At 58.5% G+C, this 19,909-nt stretch carries 18 protein-coding genes; 10 read left to right on the forward strand and 8 right to left on the reverse strand.

All coding sequences use genetic code 11. The features are described 5' to 3' along the window. The first annotated feature begins 22 nt into the window (after window positions 1-22). The 4 genes from ACUN0E_RS00115 to ACUN0E_RS00130 all read left to right on the forward strand — a co-directional run bounded on the left by ACUN0E_RS00115 (window position 23) and on the right by ACUN0E_RS00130 (window position 5,388). A complete protein-coding gene (locus tag ACUN0E_RS00115; RefSeq protein WP_445565181.1) occupies window positions 23-964 on the forward strand; it encodes a LysR family transcriptional regulator in 942 nt (313 codons plus the stop codon). 107 nt (window positions 965-1,071) lie between these two features. Beyond that, on the forward strand, window positions 1,072-2,379 hold the full coding sequence (locus ACUN0E_RS00120; RefSeq protein WP_445565182.1) for an MFS transporter: 1,308 nt from the start codon (window positions 1,072-1,074) through the stop codon (window positions 2,377-2,379). A gap of 36 nt (window positions 2,380-2,415) precedes the next feature. Continuing rightward, window positions 2,416-3,798, forward strand: coding sequence for an L-serine ammonia-lyase (locus ACUN0E_RS00125; RefSeq protein ID WP_445565183.1), 1,383 nt, complete (start codon window positions 2,416-2,418; stop codon window positions 3,796-3,798). 159 nt (window positions 3,799-3,957) lie between these two features. Next, window positions 3,958-5,388: an IS1182 family transposase gene (locus ACUN0E_RS00130; protein ID WP_445565184.1), complete on the forward strand. Its 1,431-nt coding sequence runs from the start codon at window positions 3,958-3,960 to the stop codon at window positions 5,386-5,388. Window positions 5,389-5,658: 270 nt separating this feature from the next. Here ACUN0E_RS00130 and ACUN0E_RS00135 read toward each other — a convergent pair whose 3' ends face one another. The 3 genes from ACUN0E_RS00135 to ACUN0E_RS00145 form a co-directional block, all read right to left on the reverse strand. Continuing rightward, window positions 5,659-6,708 carry a winged helix-turn-helix domain-containing protein gene (locus tag ACUN0E_RS00135; protein WP_445565185.1) on the reverse strand — a complete coding sequence of 350 codons (1,050 nt, stop codon included), beginning with the start codon at window positions 6,706-6,708 and terminating at the stop codon, window positions 5,659-5,661. Window positions 6,709-7,157: 449 nt separating this feature from the next. Continuing rightward, the gene (locus ACUN0E_RS00140) at window positions 7,158-8,417 is read right to left on the reverse strand and encodes a hypothetical protein (protein WP_445565186.1); all 1,260 of its coding nucleotides are present in this window, start codon (window positions 8,415-8,417) and stop codon (window positions 7,158-7,160) included. Window positions 8,418-9,036: 619 nt separating this feature from the next. Beyond that, window positions 9,037-10,542 (reverse strand): 2Fe-2S iron-sulfur cluster-binding protein, encoded by a 1,506-nt coding sequence (locus ACUN0E_RS00145; protein ID WP_445565187.1) that lies wholly within the window; start codon window positions 10,540-10,542, stop codon window positions 9,037-9,039. A 302-nt stretch (window positions 10,543-10,844) separates the two neighbouring features. Between ACUN0E_RS00145 and ACUN0E_RS00150 the strand changes: the two genes are divergently transcribed. Then, complete coding sequence (locus ACUN0E_RS00150; protein ID WP_445565188.1) at window positions 10,845-11,630, forward strand: GntR family transcriptional regulator; 786 nt, start codon at window positions 10,845-10,847, stop codon at window positions 11,628-11,630. A 203-nt stretch (window positions 11,631-11,833) separates the two neighbouring features. Here ACUN0E_RS00150 and ACUN0E_RS00155 read toward each other — a convergent pair whose 3' ends face one another. Further along, window positions 11,834-12,286: a Rid family hydrolase gene (locus tag ACUN0E_RS00155; RefSeq protein ID WP_445565189.1), complete on the reverse strand. Its 453-nt coding sequence runs from the start codon at window positions 12,284-12,286 to the stop codon at window positions 11,834-11,836. Window positions 12,287-12,520: 234 nt separating this feature from the next. On the opposite strand from ACUN0E_RS00155, the gene ACUN0E_RS00160 reads away from it, so the two are divergent. Together ACUN0E_RS00160 and ACUN0E_RS00165 are read left to right on the forward strand one after the other, a co-directional pair. Continuing rightward, window positions 12,521-13,420, forward strand: coding sequence for a LysR substrate-binding domain-containing protein (locus tag ACUN0E_RS00160; protein WP_445565190.1), 900 nt, complete (start codon window positions 12,521-12,523; stop codon window positions 13,418-13,420). Window positions 13,421-13,822: 402 nt separating this feature from the next. Further along, complete coding sequence (locus ACUN0E_RS00165) at window positions 13,823-13,993, forward strand: hypothetical protein (protein WP_445565191.1); 171 nt, start codon at window positions 13,823-13,825, stop codon at window positions 13,991-13,993. A gap of 109 nt (window positions 13,994-14,102) precedes the next feature. On the opposite strand, the gene tnpC is transcribed toward ACUN0E_RS00165, so the two are convergent. Both tnpC and tnpB (ACUN0E_RS00175) read right to left on the reverse strand, forming a co-directional pair. Next, entirely contained in the window at window positions 14,103-15,653 is a 1,551-nt protein-coding gene (gene tnpC, locus ACUN0E_RS00170; protein ID WP_445565192.1) for an IS66 family transposase, read from the reverse strand. 30 nt (window positions 15,654-15,683) lie between these two features. After that, a complete protein-coding gene (gene tnpB, locus ACUN0E_RS00175; protein WP_445570338.1) occupies window positions 15,684-15,848 on the reverse strand; it encodes an IS66 family insertion sequence element accessory protein TnpB in 165 nt (54 codons plus the stop codon). 32 nt (window positions 15,849-15,880) lie between these two features. Between tnpB (ACUN0E_RS00175) and ACUN0E_RS00180 the strand changes: the two genes are divergently transcribed. From ACUN0E_RS00180 to ACUN0E_RS00190, 3 genes are all read left to right on the forward strand, one after another. Continuing rightward, window positions 15,881-16,144 (forward strand): DUF5372 family protein, encoded by a 264-nt coding sequence (locus ACUN0E_RS00180; protein WP_445570339.1) that lies wholly within the window; start codon window positions 15,881-15,883, stop codon window positions 16,142-16,144. 183 nt (window positions 16,145-16,327) lie between these two features. Next, on the forward strand, window positions 16,328-16,795 hold the full coding sequence (locus ACUN0E_RS00185) for a helix-turn-helix domain-containing protein (protein WP_445565193.1): 468 nt from the start codon (window positions 16,328-16,330) through the stop codon (window positions 16,793-16,795). 286 nt (window positions 16,796-17,081) lie between these two features. Further along, window positions 17,082-19,202, forward strand: coding sequence for a recombinase family protein (locus ACUN0E_RS00190; RefSeq protein WP_445565194.1), 2,121 nt, complete (start codon window positions 17,082-17,084; stop codon window positions 19,200-19,202). On the opposite strand, the gene tnpB (ACUN0E_RS00195) is transcribed toward ACUN0E_RS00190, so the two are convergent. Beyond that, the gene (tnpB, locus tag ACUN0E_RS00195) at window positions 19,164-19,418 is read right to left on the reverse strand and encodes an IS66 family insertion sequence element accessory protein TnpB (RefSeq protein ID WP_445565195.1); all 255 of its coding nucleotides are present in this window, start codon (window positions 19,416-19,418) and stop codon (window positions 19,164-19,166) included. The two genes, ACUN0E_RS00190 and tnpB (ACUN0E_RS00195), sit on opposite strands and share 39 nt — an antisense overlap. Then, window positions 19,415-19,849, reverse strand: a complete 435-nt coding sequence (gene tnpA, locus ACUN0E_RS00200) for an IS66-like element accessory protein TnpA (protein WP_445565196.1) — start codon at window positions 19,847-19,849, stop codon at window positions 19,415-19,417. Before tnpA ends, tnpB (ACUN0E_RS00195) begins: the two co-directional genes overlap by 4 nt. Window positions 19,850-19,909: the final 60 nt, after the last annotated feature.

Consider the following 19,909-nt stretch of genomic DNA (forward strand, 5'->3'; position numbering starts at 1 on the left):
TCTCGCATTTTTCGCAGACGAAATGAAACTGAAGCACCTTCAGGCCTTACAGGCAGTAGCGGAGTCCGGCAGTATCCAGGAGGCCTCGCGCCGGCTATGTCTGACGCAGCCGGCGGTGAGCCGGACCATCCGTGAACTGGAAAACGAACTCGGCATCCCACTGCTGATCCGCACCGCACGCGGCGCGACGCTCACCGATTACGCTATCCATATCGTCAAGCGGGCCCGCGCGATAGACCGCGAAGTAAGCCGCATCTACGAAGATGTCGACGCGACACGCGGCATCCTCAACGGACGTCTTTCGATCGGACTGACGGCGCCGACCGCCACTGCCGCGCTGGTGGAAACCATCGCCGAATTTGCAAGCGCGCGACCCAACGTTCAGTTAAAGATCATCGAACTACGCACGCAGCAGATCGAAGAAGGCTTGCGCGACGGCTCAATCGACATCGGCGTGCTGACGCACTTCAGCGATAACGACTCGTTCCCCTACGGCAACGAAATGCTGTACCAGGCGGGGATGATGCTGTCGATCAGCGATCGCTATACCGGGCCGGTCAAGCTGACAATTGCCGAACTTCAAAAGCTGCCATGGCTGACTTTCGACCTAATACTCGACAGCAATAGTTTCGTCACCGTGCTCTTCGAATCGCAAGGTCTGCCCATGCCCGAGCGAATTATCCGCAGCCCGTCCGCCATGCTCTATCTGGGACTCGCGCGCCGGCTCGGCGCAATTGCGATCTGGAACGAGTCCGCCGTCCCGTTTCTCCAGAAATTTTTTGACGATGGCACAATGCGCCGAATCGAGGTAGAGGAAGCGATGCCGCGTATGAGCGTGCGGCTCGCTTATGCGGATCGCGATCTCATGACCGCAGCGGCGCGCGATTTCGCGCTGTGGTTGCGCAACCGGATCGCATCGGACCGTCTGAGTTTCGACCCACGGGACAGCATTTTCGGCTCATGACGCACGAGCTATAACAGAACCGCATAGCCCCAAGAAAACAGACTTTGTCATGCGGTTTCTGACCAGAGAGTATCGGGCATACCGATCTACTTCCTGGAGCGCCTAACGTGCACACGAGCCTGTCCGAATCGACTGTCACTTCGGCTGCGGCGAGTCCCGCCGCCAGCCGCGTCCCCTCGCCAGCCACGCTGATTTTCGCCACCGCGCTCGGCAACGGTCTTGAAGTTTTCGACTTCACCGTATTCAGTTTCTTTGCCAGCTATATCGGCAGCGCTTTTTTCCCGGCTAAGGATCCGCTCGGGTCGCTGCTGTTTGCGGTCGGCACGTTCGCGGCGGGCTTCTTCGCGCGGCCGCTTGGCGCAATGCTGATCGGGAGTTTCGCGGACCGTGTCGGCCGTCGCGCCGCAATGACGATGAGCATCTGGCTGATGGCGGCGGGCACTGCGGCGATCGGCCTGTGCCCCTCGTACGCGACACTCGGCGTGGCGGCTCCACTCATCGTGCTTTGCGGACGATTGATGCAGGGCTTCGCAGCGGGCGGCGAAATTGGCGCAGCGACGACCTATCTGATGGAATCGGGCGCGCAGAAACAACGTGGCTTCATGGTCAGCTGGCAGGGCGTGAGCCAGGGTGCGGCGGCCATTCTCGGCGCGCTATGCGGTCTGTTGTTGAGCCGTTTGATGGACGCGCAAACACTGTCGTCGTGGGGGTGGCGTCTGCCGTTCCTGATTGGCCTGCTGATTGCACCGGTGGGCTATTACATCCGCCGCCATCTTCCGGAACGCCACGACGGCGGCGCTGCGCAGACACACGCCAGCCCTATCCGGATGCTCGTCACGCAACATCCGAAGCAACTGGCAACAGCCGTCCTGATGATCCTGAGCCAGACCGTGACGATGTACGTGGTCGTCTACTTCATGCCGAGTTATTTGAGCCGCGTGATGCATTATCCGGCCTCCACAGGCTTCACCGCGGCGATCGCCTCTTCGCTGACGATCGCCATCGCTTCGTTCGCCGGCGGCCGGATTGCAGACCGCATCACGCGTCGCAAACCGCTTGTCGTCGCCACGACCACGCTCGGTCTGGTGTTTTGCCTGCCGGCGTTCTGGATGCTCGTGCATGTACCGAACGTGTACGCCGTCGCGGCCGTCTGCGCGACGATAACGGCGCTCATGGGACTCGGTGGCGTAGCGAGCACGGTGTTGATCATGGAAATGTTCCCGGCATCGGTGCGGGCGAGCGGCTTCTCGATCGCCTATGCGATCGGCGTCACGCTATTCGGCGGTACGGCACAGTTCGTCACGACATCGCTGATCGTCAAGACTGGCAGTCCGTTGGCGGCTGGCTACTACGTGTTTGCGTGTCTCGTCATCACGTGGGTCACGCTGCTGCGACTGCGTGAACGTACCGCGTGATATGCCGCGTTCAATCACAGTTGTCCGGGCAACGACATGACTGCATCTCTTAGCGTTTTCGATATTTTCAAAATCGGCCTAGGGCCCTCGAGTTCGCATACGGTCGGCCCCATGCGTGCCGCGCTCCGCTTTGCCGACGAACTGGCGACGAAAGACATACTGACACGGGTTGCGGCAGTGCGTGTCGATTTGCATGGCTCGCTCGGCGCGACCGGCCGTGGTCACGCGACCGATGACGGTGTGTTGCTGGGCCTGCTCGGCGAAGCGCCCGATACGGTCGAACCCGACCACGCGCGGTTGCTGCTCGACACGGTCAACCGCGAACATATGTTGCACTTGCTCGGACGACACCGCGTGCGGTTCGACCCGGCTCGTGACATACGGTTTCTATCGCGCCGTCTTGCGTTTCACGCCAATGGCTTGACGCTCAGCGTATGCGACGTTCAAAACACGTTGCTGCATACCGCGACGTTCTATTCGACAGGGGGCGGCTTTATCGTCAGAGAAGGTGAGGTGCTCGTCGATTCGTACGCGGACATGACGCCCCATCCCTTCGATTCCGGCGACACGTTGCTCGCGCGATGCCGCGAAAGCGGTTTATCGATCGCCAGGCTCGCATTTGAAAACGAGTGCACCCGCATCGACGCGATAACAGTACGTACCAACCTCATACGCATCTGGGACGCCATGCAGCAGTGCGTGCAACGCGGCTGCACGGCGCCGACGAGTCCGGATGGCATCATGCTGCCGCAATCTGGCATTGCACGGCGCGCACCGGCTTTATATCGCGCCCTCGCTTCACGCGATGCCACCGCCGACGCGATGTTCGACCGGATGGACTGGTTGAACCTGTTCGCAATGGCGGTCAACGAAGAAAACGCGTCGGGTGGCCGCGTCGTCACTGCGCCGACGAATGGCGCGAGTGGCATCGTGCCTGCGGTGCTGCACTATTACACGCGTTTTATCGAAGGTGCGAACGATGATGGCATAGGCGACTTTCTGCTTACAGCGGGTGCCATCGGCATGCTGTACAAGCTGAATGCGTCGATATCCGGGGCCGAAGTAGGTTGTCAGGGAGAAGTCGGCGTGGCGTCGTCAATGGCGGCTGGTGCGCTGGCGGCCGTGTTGGGCGGCTCGCCCGAGCAGGTCGAGCATGCTGCCGAAATCGGCATGGAACACAACCTCGGACTGACTTGTGATCCTGTAGGCGGCCTGGTGCAGATTCCGTGCATTGAGCGCAACGCAATCGGTGCAGTCAAAGCGGTAAACGCGGCGCGTATGGCACTCAATGGCGACGGCCGTCATCACGTATCGCTCGATTCGGTCATCCGGACAATGGCGCAAACCGGCGCGGATATGAAGTCGAAGTACAAGGAGACGGCCCGCGGCGGACTCGCTGTCAATGTCGTGCTGTGTTAAACGCCAGCGTCAAAAACCGGGGTTGACTGCGGATGTCCGCATCTATGCCGTCATCTGACAATCGATGCAGATACGCGGTCGGCTGTTCCTGGCCCAGACTGTGTCAAAACGCATTTTGGCGCGTTAAAATTTACCATCCGATAGCAAGGGTTGAGCAACATGAAACGGTTCGTTCAAGGCGACAATCGTACACAAAGCTCTCTGCTCCCTGAAGCGCTCGATGACTACGTGACGGACACAAATCCCGTGCGCGTAGTTGATGTCTTTGTCGATGAGCTTGATCTTCATAAGTTTGGGTTTGAAGGAGTCCAACCAGCGTTGACTGGTCGGCCGTCGTATCACCCCGAGGTGATGCTCAAGATCTATATCTACGGTTACCTGAACCGTATTCAGTCGAGCCGCCGCCTTGAACGCGAGGCCCAGCGCAACGTCGAACTGATGTGGCTCACGGGCCGCCTGGCACCGGACTTCAAGACCATTGCGCGGTTCCGTAAAGACAACGGCAAAGCGATCCGTAGCGTCTGCCGTCAGTTCGTCGTGCTGTGCCAGCGTCTGGACCTCTTCGCCGAAGCGATTGTTGCGATTGACGGCAGCAAGTTCAAGGCGGTGAACCACCGCGACCGTAACTTCACGAGCGCGAAGCTTGAACGACGCATGCGCGACATCGAGTCAAGTATCGCTCGCTATCTCGAGGCAATGGACACAGCGGATCGTCAGGAGCCGGCAATCGCGAAGGTCAGGACGGAGCGACTGCAAGACAAGATTGCGGCCTTGAAGGAGCAGATGCGAAGCCTCAAAGAGATCGAGGTGCGACTGAACGCGACACCTGACAAACAGGTTTCGCTTACCGACCCGGACGCGCGTTCGATGAAGACGCGTGGGACCGGCGTTGTCGGCTACAACGTCCAGACGGCAGTGGATACGAAACACCATTTGATCGTCGCGCACGAGGTGACTAACAACGGCATTGACCGTGATCAACTGACGTCGATGGCGAAGCTTGCCCGAACGGAAATGGGTGTAGGCAAACTCACTGCGATCGCGGATCGAGGCTACTACAAGAGCGAAGAGATACTTGCATGCCATGAAGCTGGCATCACCGTATTCGTGGCAAAGACGGTGACATCAACCGCCACGGCGCATGGCCGTTTCAGCAGGGATGATTTTATTTACAACCCGGAAACGAACGAATATCGGTGTCCGGCCGGTGAGCGGCTCATCTGGCGATGCTGGACAGTAGAGCGTGCTCTGAAGCTGGGCAAGTATTGGAGTTCGAATTGCCAGCAGTGCTCGTTAAAAGAGAAATGCACGCCGGGCACTGAGCGGCGTATGACCCGCTGGGAGCACGAGACCCTTGTTGAAGAAATGCAGGCGCGACTTGATCATGCTCCTGAGATAATGCGGACCCGGCGGCAGACAGTCGAGCATCCCTTCGGCACGATCAAAGCATGGATGGGGGCCACTCATTTCCTCACGCGGACCATCGAACGAGTGAGCACTGAAATGAGCTTGCACGTGCTGGCGTACAACATGAAGCGAGTGATCCGGTTACTCGGTTCGGAAACGCTTATAACGGCAATGCGGGCGTGATGCCCGCATGGGGTTGTTGAACCTTTGCAACTGTTCGCCGGGTTTCGTTCGGCTTGTCGCAATCGAAAAGCTGCAACGTCCGATGAGGCCGGTTTCGTTATTTCTTGTGGCCGCCCGTTTTGACACAGTCTGGGCCGAACTCAGCCTGATGCGATTGGCTCGGTTCGACCCACTACCGCCGCCCGTCGTAAATGATCGACGGGCCAGAGTTCGCGCTAAAGCAGACGACTAGTTGGGTGGACAATTGTGGTCAGCGCCAGAAAGAATTGATCAGCCCCGGCGCCTTGTAAGCAGGTCCGCCACGCCGGCACGGGCGGCGATTTCCCAGATATATCCGCGAGAATAACTAACGCCTACCCGTTGATGAAGCACGGTGCGCAAACGCGCGTTCGTCCAGTGATCAGCTTCTATGCCGTGTGCTCGAGGCGACTGCCTGAGCGCCGCGGCAATCCATACCAGCGTTTCATCATTGATCGGGGAACGCCCCTCCTCTGTGCGCCGCTTCGGCGATCGCATCCGGTGGTCCATTCCAAGCTTCCCGACGACGGTTCTCACGTGCCCACTGGAATGATAAATGCCGAACTTTTCCTTGATCAGCTTTTGAATATCCCCATTTCGCCAGAGTTCGGTTTCATGGCCGTGGGCCATGGGACTGCCTTCCAATGCCGCCCTTAGCCACTCGAGGGCTTCGGGGCCAAGCGTAGCACTGCGCCCGGATGACTTGATCTGTTCAACAGCCTCAACCCCATCAGCAACTACCATTGATCTGTATTTTGTAATGGTGCGCACGCTGATGTTGAGCGCTTTCGAGACGCGCTCGACACTGTCCCCATCCAGCAACATTTTCGCAGCAATTTTTCGACGCGCGGCATAGACGTCGCTTTGCGATTTCTGCGCGGTAGTAGCCGACGCCTTTTCTGAAGTTGAATAGGTGAGTCGGTATGCGAGGCCGTAACCCCGAACAAGGTAGCCAACATGCGAGGCTGAAAACTGGACTCCGAAACGCCGAAAGATCAATTCGCGCAGTTGGCTTATCGTCCACGTCGGCCCTGGATAGCCGTGAAGGCCAGGTGAGTGCTTGATGGCGCTAACGAGCCAGCTTTCCGAAGCATCGTCCAGTCGGGGAGTACTCCCCTGGATGGGAAAGCGAGCAAGGGCGGTAGCTCCCCCCCTTTCTATCAGGTCCTTGTATTTGCTCACGGTCGGAAGACTGAGTCGAGCCTTCCTGGACACTTCGCTAATACCCTCGCCATTCAACAGAAGCCTGGCGGCAAGAGCCCTGCGTTGCGCGAGCGGAATATCGTCTATCTGTTTGCCCATCGTCCCGAGGGAAAATCAATTGGTTGCTATGTCGCACTGCGCGATCGGTATTTATACACGATTCAAGACAAATTTCGGGCCGAGGCGGCTCGAAAAGCCTCACGACCAGATATGTAATCGTAAGCTTCGGGAAAGGACGACATCGGGCCAACTGCGCGGCAAAACCGCCTCATCATCGGACTTTTTGAATGGATATTAGCCGGAAGATTTCAGTCGCTTGATGTCTTTAGCCGGGTGCCCGTTCGTGGCCGAACTCAGCCTGATGCGATTGGCTCGGTTCGACCCGGAACTGACCTTCGCTGATCGGGAAGTCGCGTCCGGTTAGTATGCAGCACCGGCCGCTCAGAGTGCGGTGCATGCCAACCGGAGCCTCTCCGGAATAACCCGCGTATAGCGTGCTGAGGCAAATAGTCCGTCGAGGTTTGGCAAACCCACGCTCGGTGAATCTTTCAGGGCGAGACCACGCGCATTTTGAGCAGAATGTTTCCCGCGAGACTACTTGCGAATAGGACCATCAACTCGCCGTCATTCGTGCCGCGCGCCAAGCCGATCTTTGCACACTGGTTAGCCCGATTGGAAGCAAAGACTTGTTGGAGCGTGACAATCGATCCCGAAGGGTTGATGAGGCCAATCGAATTGACCGAATTGGAATCACATCCGGCGACAAAAAAGCCACCACTCGAAGCGGGTTCAACGGCGGAGAGCCTATTCGACAAGGCGGGGAGCTTGACCTCGTCAGTCTTTAGGGCGTTCAAGCTATCGTCGAACTCGGTCACGCGAACACCCGATGATCTTATTACACTCGTTGCGAGCGTAAGGACGTTAATAACTGTTAAATGACCCGTGTCCCCCGAGCTCACTCCAGGTCTCATGTGCTCGACCAGTGACAGACCGTTTCGAGTTGGAAACAGAAATGCCTCATCCGCCGCTTGCGTTCTGAATGTATGCAATATTTGTCCGGCGGAGTTAGTCTGAACTACCAAAGTGCCTGCGGGCGCTTCGCTGTAATGACTCGGTAGGACCAGATGTCCCGAAATGATGTTCGTACCTTGGACTTCCCTTACTGTGGTCGCGACCGTGATGGTGCCGGAATCGGCGACCTGGAGCCCACGGCACGCAGGATTTTCCACATCGAGCGCTCGGGTCAAAACCGTATCGCCTCCTGCGGATAGCGCTTGCTGCCAAAGCACTGCTCCCTCTTTGTCCAGCTTCGCCAGCCAGGGCACATCAATCGGCATCGTGCGACCCGAGTCGTCAGCGACCGGGTAATACAAGGTCGCATGGCCCAACACAACTAAGCCGTCGCTCGTTTCGCGCACGCAATAGAGTCGATGCGACGTACCCTCGAGCACATTGCGCTGCCAGAGCCTTTTCCCTGCCTTGTCAAAGCGTGCAACGAAGTCATAGCCCGTACGTGAAACGTATCCGTAGCCGACTGCCCAATAGCCGCCGTCTGACGCGTTCACAAGAGCGTTCGTGCCGTAGGCTGGCCAGCCTGGTTGTTCCTGCGCATTTGACCATTTGACCTGAAGCCCGTTGGTAAGGTGAGCGATCAACGCACGCGATTTTCCTTGTCTGCCTGCGAGAAGCAGGCCTCCTTCAGGAGACGAACTGGCATCGAATATCTCAGGATTGTCGGGGAACTGCGATAACAGAGGAAGCTTCGTCGATTCTGTAACTTGCAAACTTCCTGCATGCGCCGTGCTCACGAACCATGTCAAACAGCACGTGACAAGCGCGGCACGCAGCATCCCGCATGCTGCGGATCTAGGATAGGACTTACTCTCGGGCTTCATTTATTTTTTTATCACCGTTGATGAAGGATGCCATCGTCGCACTAAAACGATCCACCACAGCGGATCATTTGCCCGATAAATCAGCAATAGATGATACCTCCCTCGCGAACCTTGTCGGGCAGGATTGAGGTTACTGGCATGGGATGCACCCAAAGCGCCCTTTGGGCGGAGACTCCGCTTATTGAGTTGGACGTCTGTTAAGCATGGAAAGACAGTCGTTCGGTTTCGATGTTTGAAGGACCGAGAATGGCCGAACTGAGCCAATCGCATCAGGCAGAGATCGGCCGAGGCTGTGTCAAAACTCAAAAACACCAGGTTTTATGGGGTCGCTTGACCCCTCGGGAAGGGTCACGAAGCCCGTATAGAGCGTTCTGACAAGCCAACTTTCTAGCTAAGTCGTAGTGCTACGCGTTTTGACACAGTCTCGGCCAACAGCGGTCAGTCGGTAGTGACAGACAGATGGTTGACACTCAGGACAATGACGATCCCTGCGGCTTCACCGACCAGCAGTCTTGCCGGTCACTCTGCCAGGTCATAAATCCAGCACAAGCGATGGCGTCTTTGACCCAGAGCAGCACACCAGCATCTGATCGTTCCGGGCGTGCTCGTCCGGGCTCAGAACCGAGTCTCGATGATCTGGCCGGCCTTCGATGACCCTTACCTTGCACGAGCCGCATACGCCTTCCTTGCAGGAATACGGCACGGTGACGTCGGCAGCCAGCAACGTTTCCAGGATCGTGCTGCCGCGACGCACTTCAAGCTCTCGCTGAGAGCGATGCAACGTGATCCTGAAGCCGCCATCGACGGCTGCTGCGCCCTTGGCCCCGAAATACTCTGCGTGTACCTGAGACCTCGGTAGCGTTGCCGTCGCCTCCTCGAATGCCTCGATCATCGACTGGGGACCGCAGCAGTAAAGGTGCGACGCACCGGGCGCACCCGACACGATTGCTTTGACATCGAGTCGCGCGCCTTTCGACTCCGCACTGAAGTGGAAATGGACGCGCCCTGGATTCGCGTCTTCGAGGTGTTGCAGTTCTTCCAGAAACGCCGTCGTCACGCGATTTCTTGCCGCGTAGAACAGTTCCCAGCGCCTGCCAATGCTATCGAGTCTCGCAATCATGGCTTTTAGGGGCGTGATGCCGATACCACCGGCGATCAGGACCGTGTGCCCGGCAGTCTCGTCGAGCTGGAAGTTATTGCGCGGCGGGCTGACGGTCAGCCGATCGCTGACGCGTAACTGCTCATGCACGTGCCTCGAACCACCACGGCTGCCGGGGTCCTTGTTGACCGACACAACGTAGCGATTTCGTTCTTGCGGATCGTTACTGAGCGAGTAGCTTCGCGTCAGCCCGGGGGCCAGCATCAGGTCAATGTGCGCACCGGCTGTGAAAGAAGGAAGGGCACTGTTGTCTAAGGCACGGAACTCCAACGAATGAATGCCTTCCGCTTCCCGGCGGATTGCCGCAATCCGCACTTCGAGCTCCGGGACACGATAAATGAGCGGTTCGTGAGGCAGCGGCGGTAGCTCGATTTCTATCGGGTCGCCTGGCCGCAGTTCTCCTCCTTGCAGGACGATGCTCATCACGCCAGCCTTACGCACCAGCCCCGTCGGCTTTGACTCCACGACGTGCTGAAGCAGCCCGGGCTGAAAATTCTCAATCTGAACGCAGGGATTGCGCAGACCGGTTAGCTCGATAATTGCGTCCGTGCCGAATCGAAGACGGGTACCCGCCGGCAGGTTGAGCAGGTCAATATTCCTTGTTGCGATGTTCTCGCCCAGGTCGCCGGGGCGCACCGTATGCCCCTTCTCCAGCACCTGATCGAACAGCTCAGCCTGGATCAGGTGGACCTGTCGCAGGTTCGGACGCTGGCCAAACCGCTTAACGTGATAGACGTGCTGATCGGTAGCTCCAGCGTGCGAGTCGCCCTCCACGCCGAAGTTTTCTATCAGCCGGATTGTCGCCTTGGGCGCTTTGCTGAAAGCGTGATCGTTGCTGCTTTGTACCGAGACAACGACGGGAAGGTTAGATGCGTTCACTTTGAAATTCTCTCAATGGTAAAGGCGTGCGGGTGATCGCAAGCGTCGTCGCTGCTGGCCAAGGATCATTCGCCTGGTCACGAAGTCATCCGATGCCAAAAAGCTTCCTGCCCCTATCCTTTCCTCCCGGCGCGACGTTCGCCTCGTATGCGTCTGCCATGTCATCACGTTGTCGGGGACTGCGAGTAACGCAACTCGACGTGAACGAATTTTACAATATCGTTATAAAATAGTACGTTACAATCTATATTATCCAAAATTAGTGTCTTGGTATACTGATGGGGAGTTGTTGTGTGTAGCTGATGGCCCTGTTCGATAAGCCGGTGATTGGTGTCAAATCACAAGACGTGGGCCGTTGCGACTCCGTCGGATCAAAGGCGCAAGCCGCGAATGGGGAGCACCAGATGGAACAGAAGGTCAGAAAGATCGAGCGATTGCCGGCAGCCCGGACACGTTCGGAGAGCCTCAGGCTCCGCCTGGAGGGGGATATTCTGGAGCGTCGTCTGGTACCCGGAACGAAGCTTGACGAGGCGGAACTGGCTGAACAGTTCGGCATGTCCCGAACACCAGTCAGGGAAGCGCTCAAGTCGTTGCTGGCCAGCGGACTGGTGGAGAACCACCCTCATCAGGGCACCTTCGTGGCGTCCCTGTCAGAACGGGCCTTCGCGGAGATGATTGAAACCATGTGTTTTATGGAGGCGGCCTGCGCGCAATTGGCCGCTCGTCGCAGTAACGCCGAAGATTTTGAACGCATTCGTGCCGCGCGCGATGAATGCGAGAAAGCTGCTCTAGCCGAAAAGCCAAAGGCGTTTTACGACGCCAATGCACGGTTTCACGAGGCTATCTACGAGGCATCGCACAACAATTTCCTCGCGGAGCAGACTCGTTCAATCCGCCAGCGTCTGTCCCCTTACGGCCGTCAGATCACCTTTCACGCTGGCTCAATGCAACGTTCCGTAAAAGAGCATCGGGCACTGGTCGACGCAATCTTGCAGATGAATGAAAAGTTGGCTTGTGACACGATGACCAGACATCTCGAATCCCTCAAGGATTCGATTTCCACGATGATCAGCGGGCTTGGCGATTAGAGCAGCAAGGAAGGGACCGACAAGCTCTCTCAAGGGTCGTACGACTGACCGCTTTCTGGAGCGGCGAAAGTCCTTTCGGGTCGCGTGCCGCCGACCAACGACAGGCAGTGACCGGCCAGGAGCCGCCCTTCGACTGCCGCGTCTGGATTGTCGACAATGTCGCTGGATCAATGAACAAAAAGGTCGGATCGATGGTGGTGCGATCAGACCTTCGCCGCCGTCACGGTCACTTCTACCAGCCAGCCTGGTTCGACAAGCCCCACTACCTGTGCACGAGTCCGGGTGGGCAGGTGGGGTTGCGCTGGCGAGCCGAAATAGTCGGCATAGACGCTCGAAAAACTGCCGTAGTCTGGCGCACCGTTTTTCGCTGGCTCTGCAACGAAAAGAGCTTGCACGGCAATCACATCGCCTAACGCATACCCTTTACCTTCGAGGATTCGCTGAATCTGATCCAACACGCTTTTCGTTTGCGTTTGTAAATCGCCGAAATAGCTTACCGTGTGCGGTTCGGCGTCGAGATTCGACGGCAGTGCGCCTACCCCACTCAACGTGATGGTTTTCGCGCTCGCGGGGACCTCAATTGCTTCCGAGAATTCTCGTGCCCACGATGCTTCGAGGTGCGCGGGGGTACGGTGCCGCACAATGGCGTCGCTCATTAGGTGCTCCAAAGGTAAGACCGACTGACATGACACCGTCAGGTGAGTTGACCGTCCGTCACGTGCACCAACCACGTGCGACGAGCCCGCTCATTGATCAATCGGGATATCGAGGTGTGTCAACGCATAATGGTACTTAGGTGTCGATGATCGGAAAAATGAATTAATTCGATAAAATCATTCGATGCTGTCGATCGATATCGTTACGCTGATCAATGATCCAGCGGGAGACATATGGAACTGCGCCACCTTCGATATTTCCTGGCTATCGTCGAGCTCAACAACCTTTCACGCGCAGCCGAAAAGATGTGCGTTGCGCAATCCACGCTGTCGCACGCCCTTCGCCAACTCGAAGAGGAACTGGGCATCGCGTTGTTTGACAGAGTAGGGCGAACCATTCGCCTCACACAGGCAGGCCGGGTTTTTCACGACTATGCGGCGCGCACGTGCAATGAAACGATGCGAGCCAAGCGTGCCATGCAGGAACTCAACGAGCTGGATGCAGGTACCTTTACCTTGGGCGCTATCCCGATATTTCCGCTTTCATTTCTGCCTCGAGCTGTCACGTCCTTCAATCAGCGGTACCCGAAGGTGCGGATCGTGGTCCAGGATCTTCTCGCGGCAGAACTTGAGGAAAGCCTGGCACTGGGAACACTCGATCTCGGTATCGCATTCCATCCGGCTTCACGGGACGACGTCGAATCCGAGTATCTTTTCTCGGAGCGGCTCGTCCTGGCCGTCGGCCGGGGCCATCCGTTCGCACAAAAGCACCGGGTTCAATGGAAAACGCTTGATTCGGTTCCCCTTGCGCTGCTCTCGCCAAAATTCTCGACGCGCATCCTGATTGAAGATGCGTTCAGGGCTGCCGGCGTGCAATCGCGGGTAGTCGTAGAAATGGATACCACGGAGTCGCTTCTGGCAGTCGCCGTGGAAGGGCAGCTTGCAACCATCGTTCCTGAACGTGCCGGGGTGGGCTTCGAATGCATCAACCTGATACCCATAACGCATCCGGAATTGTCCCGAAAACTCGGTTTGCTATGGCCGAAGGGAACCGGTCGGACTCGCGTCGCGACAACTTTCGCAGACGTGCTTAAGGATGTGTGCGCGAATGTGCGACATGAGCAGAAAACGTGATCTGTGGCTGCCTCAATCCTGCCCACTGGAATTCTCACACGATGGGCAGGCAGCCATCACAGCTGCACCAATACCCGAAACAACCTTGGAGCGCCTTCCACGCGCGTGTTGAATGACCGTTGCCGGGAAAGCCGAGTGACCGGTTCGGTTCGCTATGCAAAGGTTTACATGTAAGCGCCTCGCCTGGACCGTTCGGTTTTTCCTGGACAACGCGATGTGAAGCGGGACATGCTATCTCCTTTGGGTATTTTGCGTTACCCGGTAACGAGTTCAGACATATCGTTACCGGGTAACAACGACGAGGGGAAACCGATGGCGCAAACAACAGCGGAGCGGCAGGCCGCCTTCCGGGCAAGGCGGGCGACAGCTGGAAACGATGGCAACGGGGAGCGGCGGCTTGATATGTGGGTGACCACTGAAGCCGATCTCGCGCTCGCACGGCTGGCACGCCGTTACTCGGTAACGAAACGTGAGATGCTGGAGCGGCTGGCAGTGCGGGCGGACGCGGCGATCGTGCGCAGGCTCGATCCGGACTCCGCAGAATGGGATACCTACTTCCAGGTGCCACGGTAGCCCTTCAGCGTTACCGGGTAACGGACCGGTGTCCCAGGTGCAGTCGGCTACCGGCTCAGCGCGTGTGAGCCGCTCCGGGCGATCGGGGCGTGCTGTCCACCGCTGTTGTTCAACCGGTCGGAACCGCAGGTTGGGGTGGATTTTGCAGGTCTGCGGCAACGCGCCAGGGCAGCAATTCGTCGACGCGGTTGATTGGATGATCGGCAATACAGGTCAGCACGTGGCACAGGTAAGCGCGCGGGTCGATGCCATTGAGTTTGCACGACGCGATCAACGAGTACATCGCCGCCGCCCGCTCGCCGCCGCTGTCGGAGCCGGCAAAGAGGAAGTTCTTTCGACCCAGGGCCACACAACGCAGCGCATTTTCGGCGATGTTGTTGTCTATCTCCACCGTGCCGTCGTCGCAATACAGCGTCAACGCATCCCACTGGTTGAGCGAGTAGTTGATCGCTTTGGCTGTGTCCGACTTGGCCGACAACGTCTTGAGCTTTGCCCTGAGCCACATGCCATAGTTTTCGAGCAAGGGTCTGGCCTGCGCCTGCCGCACACGCAGTCGCTCCGCTGGCAGCTTACCGCGGATGCCGGCCTCGATACCATAGAGCTCGCCAATGCATCTGAGCGCCTCGGTGGTCGTCTCTGATGGCGTGCGTACGTGAATGTCGTAGAGTTTGCGTCGCGCGTGCGCATGACACGCCGCTTCGCGAATCGAGCCATCCTTGAACAGCTCGTCGAAGCCGGCGTAAGCGTCCGCTTGCAGGATGCCGCTGAAGTCGGCCAGATGGCGCTGGGGATGCTCCCCGCGCCGGTTGGGCGAGTAGGCAAACCATGCCGCGGGGGATTCCTTCGAGCCAGCCCGACTATCATCGCGCACATAGACCCACAGCCGTCCGGTTCGGGTCTTTTTGTTGCCTGGCGCGAGCACGGGAATCGGCGTGTCATCCGCATGCAGCTTCGTGCCGGCCATCACATAGCGGCGCAACGCCTCCACCAGCGGATCGACCAGGGACTCGCACATGCCGACCCATCGGCCCATGCTCGCCGGGTCCAGCGTGACCTTGTCGCGTGCCGCAATCACCGACTGCCGGTACAGCGGCTGGTGATCCGCGTATTTGGCCACGAGAATGTCGGCAAGCAGGCTCGGGTGTGCGATACCGCGCTCGATCGGCAGGCTCGGCGCAGGCGGCTGCACGATGCGGCGGCAGCACGCGCAGACCTTCTTGCGCCGGATGGTACGGATGACCGTGAACGCTGCCGCGATGCGGCCAAGCTGTTCGGAGACGTCCTCGCCCAGCGGTTGCATCTGGCCGCCGCACTCGGGGCAAACCGGATCCGGCTCCAGCACATGCTCCTCGCGCGGCAGGTGTTCCGGCAGCGCCTCGCGCGAAGCACGGTTCGCGCTCGCCTTGCTGCTGCCGGCCTGCGCTTCGCGCGTCTCGGCCACGCCCCGGCTGCCGGTCAGGTCCTCCAGTCGGGTCTCAAGTTCCGCAATTTCCCGGTCCAGTTTCTCGGACTTGCGGCCGAACTGCATGCGCTTGAGTTTGTCGATTTGCGCCTTGAGCCGTTCGATTTCCAGATCCCGCTCGGCCAGGGACGCCCGCGCCTCGAGCAGCAAGGCCTTGAGTGCATCGATGTCATCAGGAAGGTCGCTGGCATCAGACATGCCACGCAGTTTACGCAGGTGCCGCGCGGTTTACAACATCGACAGTGGCTCAGCGGTGCGGCGTGGCTGCCGCCAGTCGATGCCTTCGAGCAGCATCGACAGCTGGGCGTGGGTCAGATGGATCTTGCCGCTATCGGCCTGCGGCCAAACGAAGCGGCCACGCTCGAGCCGCTTGTAACATAGCTCGGAATGCAGGCCTTGTTGCTACCTCGGCGCAGCTTGTCCGCATAACTCATCCCTTCCATCCCTTCAGTGGCCGGCAGCTCGTCTGCGTTGGCGAGCGCTATAACCGCTCCGGCAAGCGTCTCTTGCTGCGCATCGACGACAAGAGCTTCTGCTCTGTTCCCCCGAAGTGGACCGATATGAGCGAGCCTGATCCTGAGGTCACCATGGGGCAAGAACGTGCGCTGTTCACGGTAGCGGACTTGATGGAACTTGCTTGCCTCGTGACACGCCTCTCCTCGCAAAGGCGAGCTGATAGCGCCAATTAGCTGTAAGCCTAATTTTGCCGCTTATGTAATGTAATTATGCCGCACGTTCTTTCATTAACGCAGCCATAGTCGCAATACTATTCCGTAAAATTACGACTAAAGTCCATCTTTATTGACCTTGACAAGGCTTGCATTGCGGCATATTTTAATTACATATACTCTTTGAGTCATCTGGAGTTGAATGTGCCCACAACCATCGAACGCAAGCGCTCGAAGATCGACGTTCTCACAGAGGACGGCGCGTTGAATCCGATGCCGGAGAACGTCCTGGACCCCAAGTTTCAGGAAGGGAGTTTTTTTGACCCGCACGATGCCGTGCAGGTGAAGTACGAGATGTTGCGCCGCGTCTCCGTCGAGAAGGCATCGGTGACGTCGGTTTCCGACGAATACGGCGTCTCACGACCGACCTTTTATCAGGCCCGGATGGACTTCGAGGAAGGCGGGATCGCTGGACTGATGCCGAGGAAGCGGGGGCCGCATGGTCCACACAAGATCCAGGGTGATGTGTTGGCGTTTCTCAAGACACGGCTTGCCCCTGGAGAGCCGATTCGGGCACGCGAACTGGCAAGGCTGGTTCGCAAGGAATTTGGTCTCGATGTGCATCCAAGAACGATCGAACGTGCCTTCGGTGTAAAAAAAACGGCGGAATAACCAGAGCCGACGCCAGACCACCGACGCTTTCGCCCGCCGTCGTCGCGCAGTACGAGGTGATGCGTTCGGCCATGCTGGGGGAGGTTTTGCCTGCAGACGCCCGGCGTGGGCTCAACGTCTTTCTAAATCGAGGCATGTGGGCATGGGCATGCATGTCGGTCACTACCGGCACGCGCCCGGAACCGATTCCGACCCAATCCGCACCACATGCACGATCCTTCGAGCGCAACACCGTGGTTTACGCACTCGCAGGCATGGCCATGACATTCAATAAGTGGGGAACACTATGAACGCATCGCATAAAGTTCAACCTCATCACCTCGAGCGGGGTGCGTACCTTTACATTCGGCAGTCGTCGATGCGACAGGTCGTCGAGAACGTCGAGAGGAGCACGAAACGGCAGTACGCCCTGCGTGGTCGTGCGACCGCGCTTGGTTGGCGCGATGACCAGATCATCACGATCGATAGCGATCAAGGTGAATCTGGAGCGTCGGCGTCCTGGCGGGAGGGGTTTCAACGGCTGGTTACTGATGTCGGCATGGGCCGGGCCGGCATCGTCATGGGCCTGGAGGTGTCACGCCTGGCGAGAAACAATGCCGACTGGCATCGCCTGCTGGAGATCTGCGCCCTCGCTGATACGCTGATTCTGGACGAAGACGGAGTATACGATCCGGCCAGCTTCAATGATCGGCTCCTGCTCGGGCTCAAGGGAACAATGAGCGAGGCCGAACTCCATGTTATCAAGGCCCGATTGCGTGGCGGAATCCTGAACAAGGCGCGCCGTGGCGAGTTTCGCTGTCGACTTCCGACAGGCTTCGTGTACGACGAACTCGGCAACGTGGTGCTTGACCCAGACTCGCAGGTCAGGGAGACAATCGCGTACTTCTTCGAGACGTTTTCACGGGTAGGCTCTGCCTGTCAGACAGTCAAGGTCTTCAAGAATGAGGGGCTTCTGTTTCCATCCCGCATGCGCAACGAGAAGCTGATAACCTTCCAGCCCCTCACCGCGTCGACCGCGCTCCGGACACTGAACAACCCGCGTTACGCAGGCACTTACTTCTATGGCCGGCGGTATTACCGGCGGACTGCTGATGGTAAGAGTCTGACTCGGAAGCGCGAACGTGACGACTGGCTAGCCTGCATCCCGGATGCCCATCCCGGGTACATCACACGGGAACAGTTTCAGCAGAATCTCGAGATTCTCAAGACCAATGGTCAAGGGTACGAGGTTGCGCGAGCGTCGCCGCCCAGGGAAGGCGCAGCCCTGCTACAGGGGCGCGCGGTTTGCGGGCTTTGCGGCCGGCACTTCCGGCTCCGGTACGCAACACGACGCGGACGACAGGAAGCGTGGTATATCTGCGATCGCGCACAAGGCACTCGTGGCGAACCCTGCTGCCAGTCGATTGCCGGAGCGCCTATAGATGAAGCGGTTGGTGCACTGGTCGCCGCCATGATGACTCCGGCCGCCGTTGAATTGGCGCTGGAGATTCGCAGAGAGATCGAAGCCCGCCACGACGAAGCAGACCGGTTGCGCCTTCGGGCCGTCGAACGCGCGCAGTACGAGGCTGATCTTGCACAGCGACGATTCATGCTGGTTGCCCCAGATAATCGTCTGGTCGCCGACACGCTCGAGCATGAATGGAACGACAAGTTACGCACGTTGGCCAACGCCAGGGAGGAAAGGGAGCGTAGCCAGCAGGAGGAACGTCTCGTGGTCGACGATGCAATCCGCGACCGACTCATCGCCATGACGACCGACTTCAAAACGCTCTGGCGTGACCAATCACTACCGAACCGTGAACGCAAGCGGCTACTCGCTTACATTATCGAGGATGTCACGCTGGTCAAACTGCCAGAAGAGGGAACAACCAGGATTCACGTCCGCTTCAAGGCTGGCAGGACTGAAACCCTGACGGCGCAGAATCCCCAAACCTCTGCACAACAGGTTAAGACCCGGCCAGAGGTCCTGGAACTCATCGACACGCTTCTCGACAGCCACATATGCTCCGAGATTGCTGACATCCTCAACAATCAGGGTATCCGCCCTGGTGGTTGTGTCCGGCCAGGTAAGGCCGACATCCGATTTACCGCGCTGCGCGTCGCATATCAGGCTCAGCGAAACGGGCTCCGCTCCCGTCGCGACAGACTGCGGGATCGTGGCATGTTGACGAGACTTGAGGCCGCCGCGCGGCTTGGAATCCATGAAGCCACGCTCGTCAGATGGGTGGAACACGGCATCGTCACCAAACACGCCTATAACGATTATGCGCATCTCTACGAAGTCCCCGATTCGAACCCACCGGTGAAGCATAGTAGTCGATGGGACCGGCTCGCTGACCGCGTAGCTGCGGTGCAGGCGACGAAAGAATCAAAACCCTCTCATCCAACCAAAGGAGTTGTAGTATGAAGCCAGATAGTTTGCAAGCAGCCATAGCCCGTCGCTGGTAGCCCAAAGAATTTTTACCAGGTCGCCGCGACGGCCGCGGAAGATGAACACGTGACCGCCCAGCGGATTCTCCTCAAGCGCCGTCTGTACCTTGGCGGCCAGGCCCTGGAAGCCGCAGCGCATGTCGGTCACCCCTGCTGCGATCCAGATACGTGTGCCCGCCGGCAGGCCGATCATCGCGACAGCTCACGGATCAACAGACGTAGCGTGGCGGGCGAGACCTCGCCGCGGATCCGCAGACACGCATTGCTGAACACCACCTCGCACACGCTCTCAACCACGGTGTTCACGCCCCCCGCGTCGCGCACCGTCACCGGGGTCGATTCGGCGGTGTCGGCGACAATGCTCACCGGCAACAGCGGCGCACTCTCCCGGGCAGGATCGGATATCGTGGGGTTGGGAAGCGACGGGATGCCGTAGGCACCTTGCAGATACTGCCGTCGCCATTTGAACAGCAAATTCGCATTAACCTCGTTGGCACGCGCAATCAACGCTACCGAGGCACCTGGCTCAAGTGACTGCTCTACCAGGCGCCGTTTGAACTCCGTAGGGAAATTCGGTCGCTTATATGCGCCACCGGCTGCGCGCGCCTTCAATGTATTGTCCACTTTGGTGTCCGCAATAATTTGGTGGACACCAAATTACCCAAACCCTCAATCCGCTGTCCA

The organism is Paraburkholderia sp. D1E (assembly GCF_052682275.1).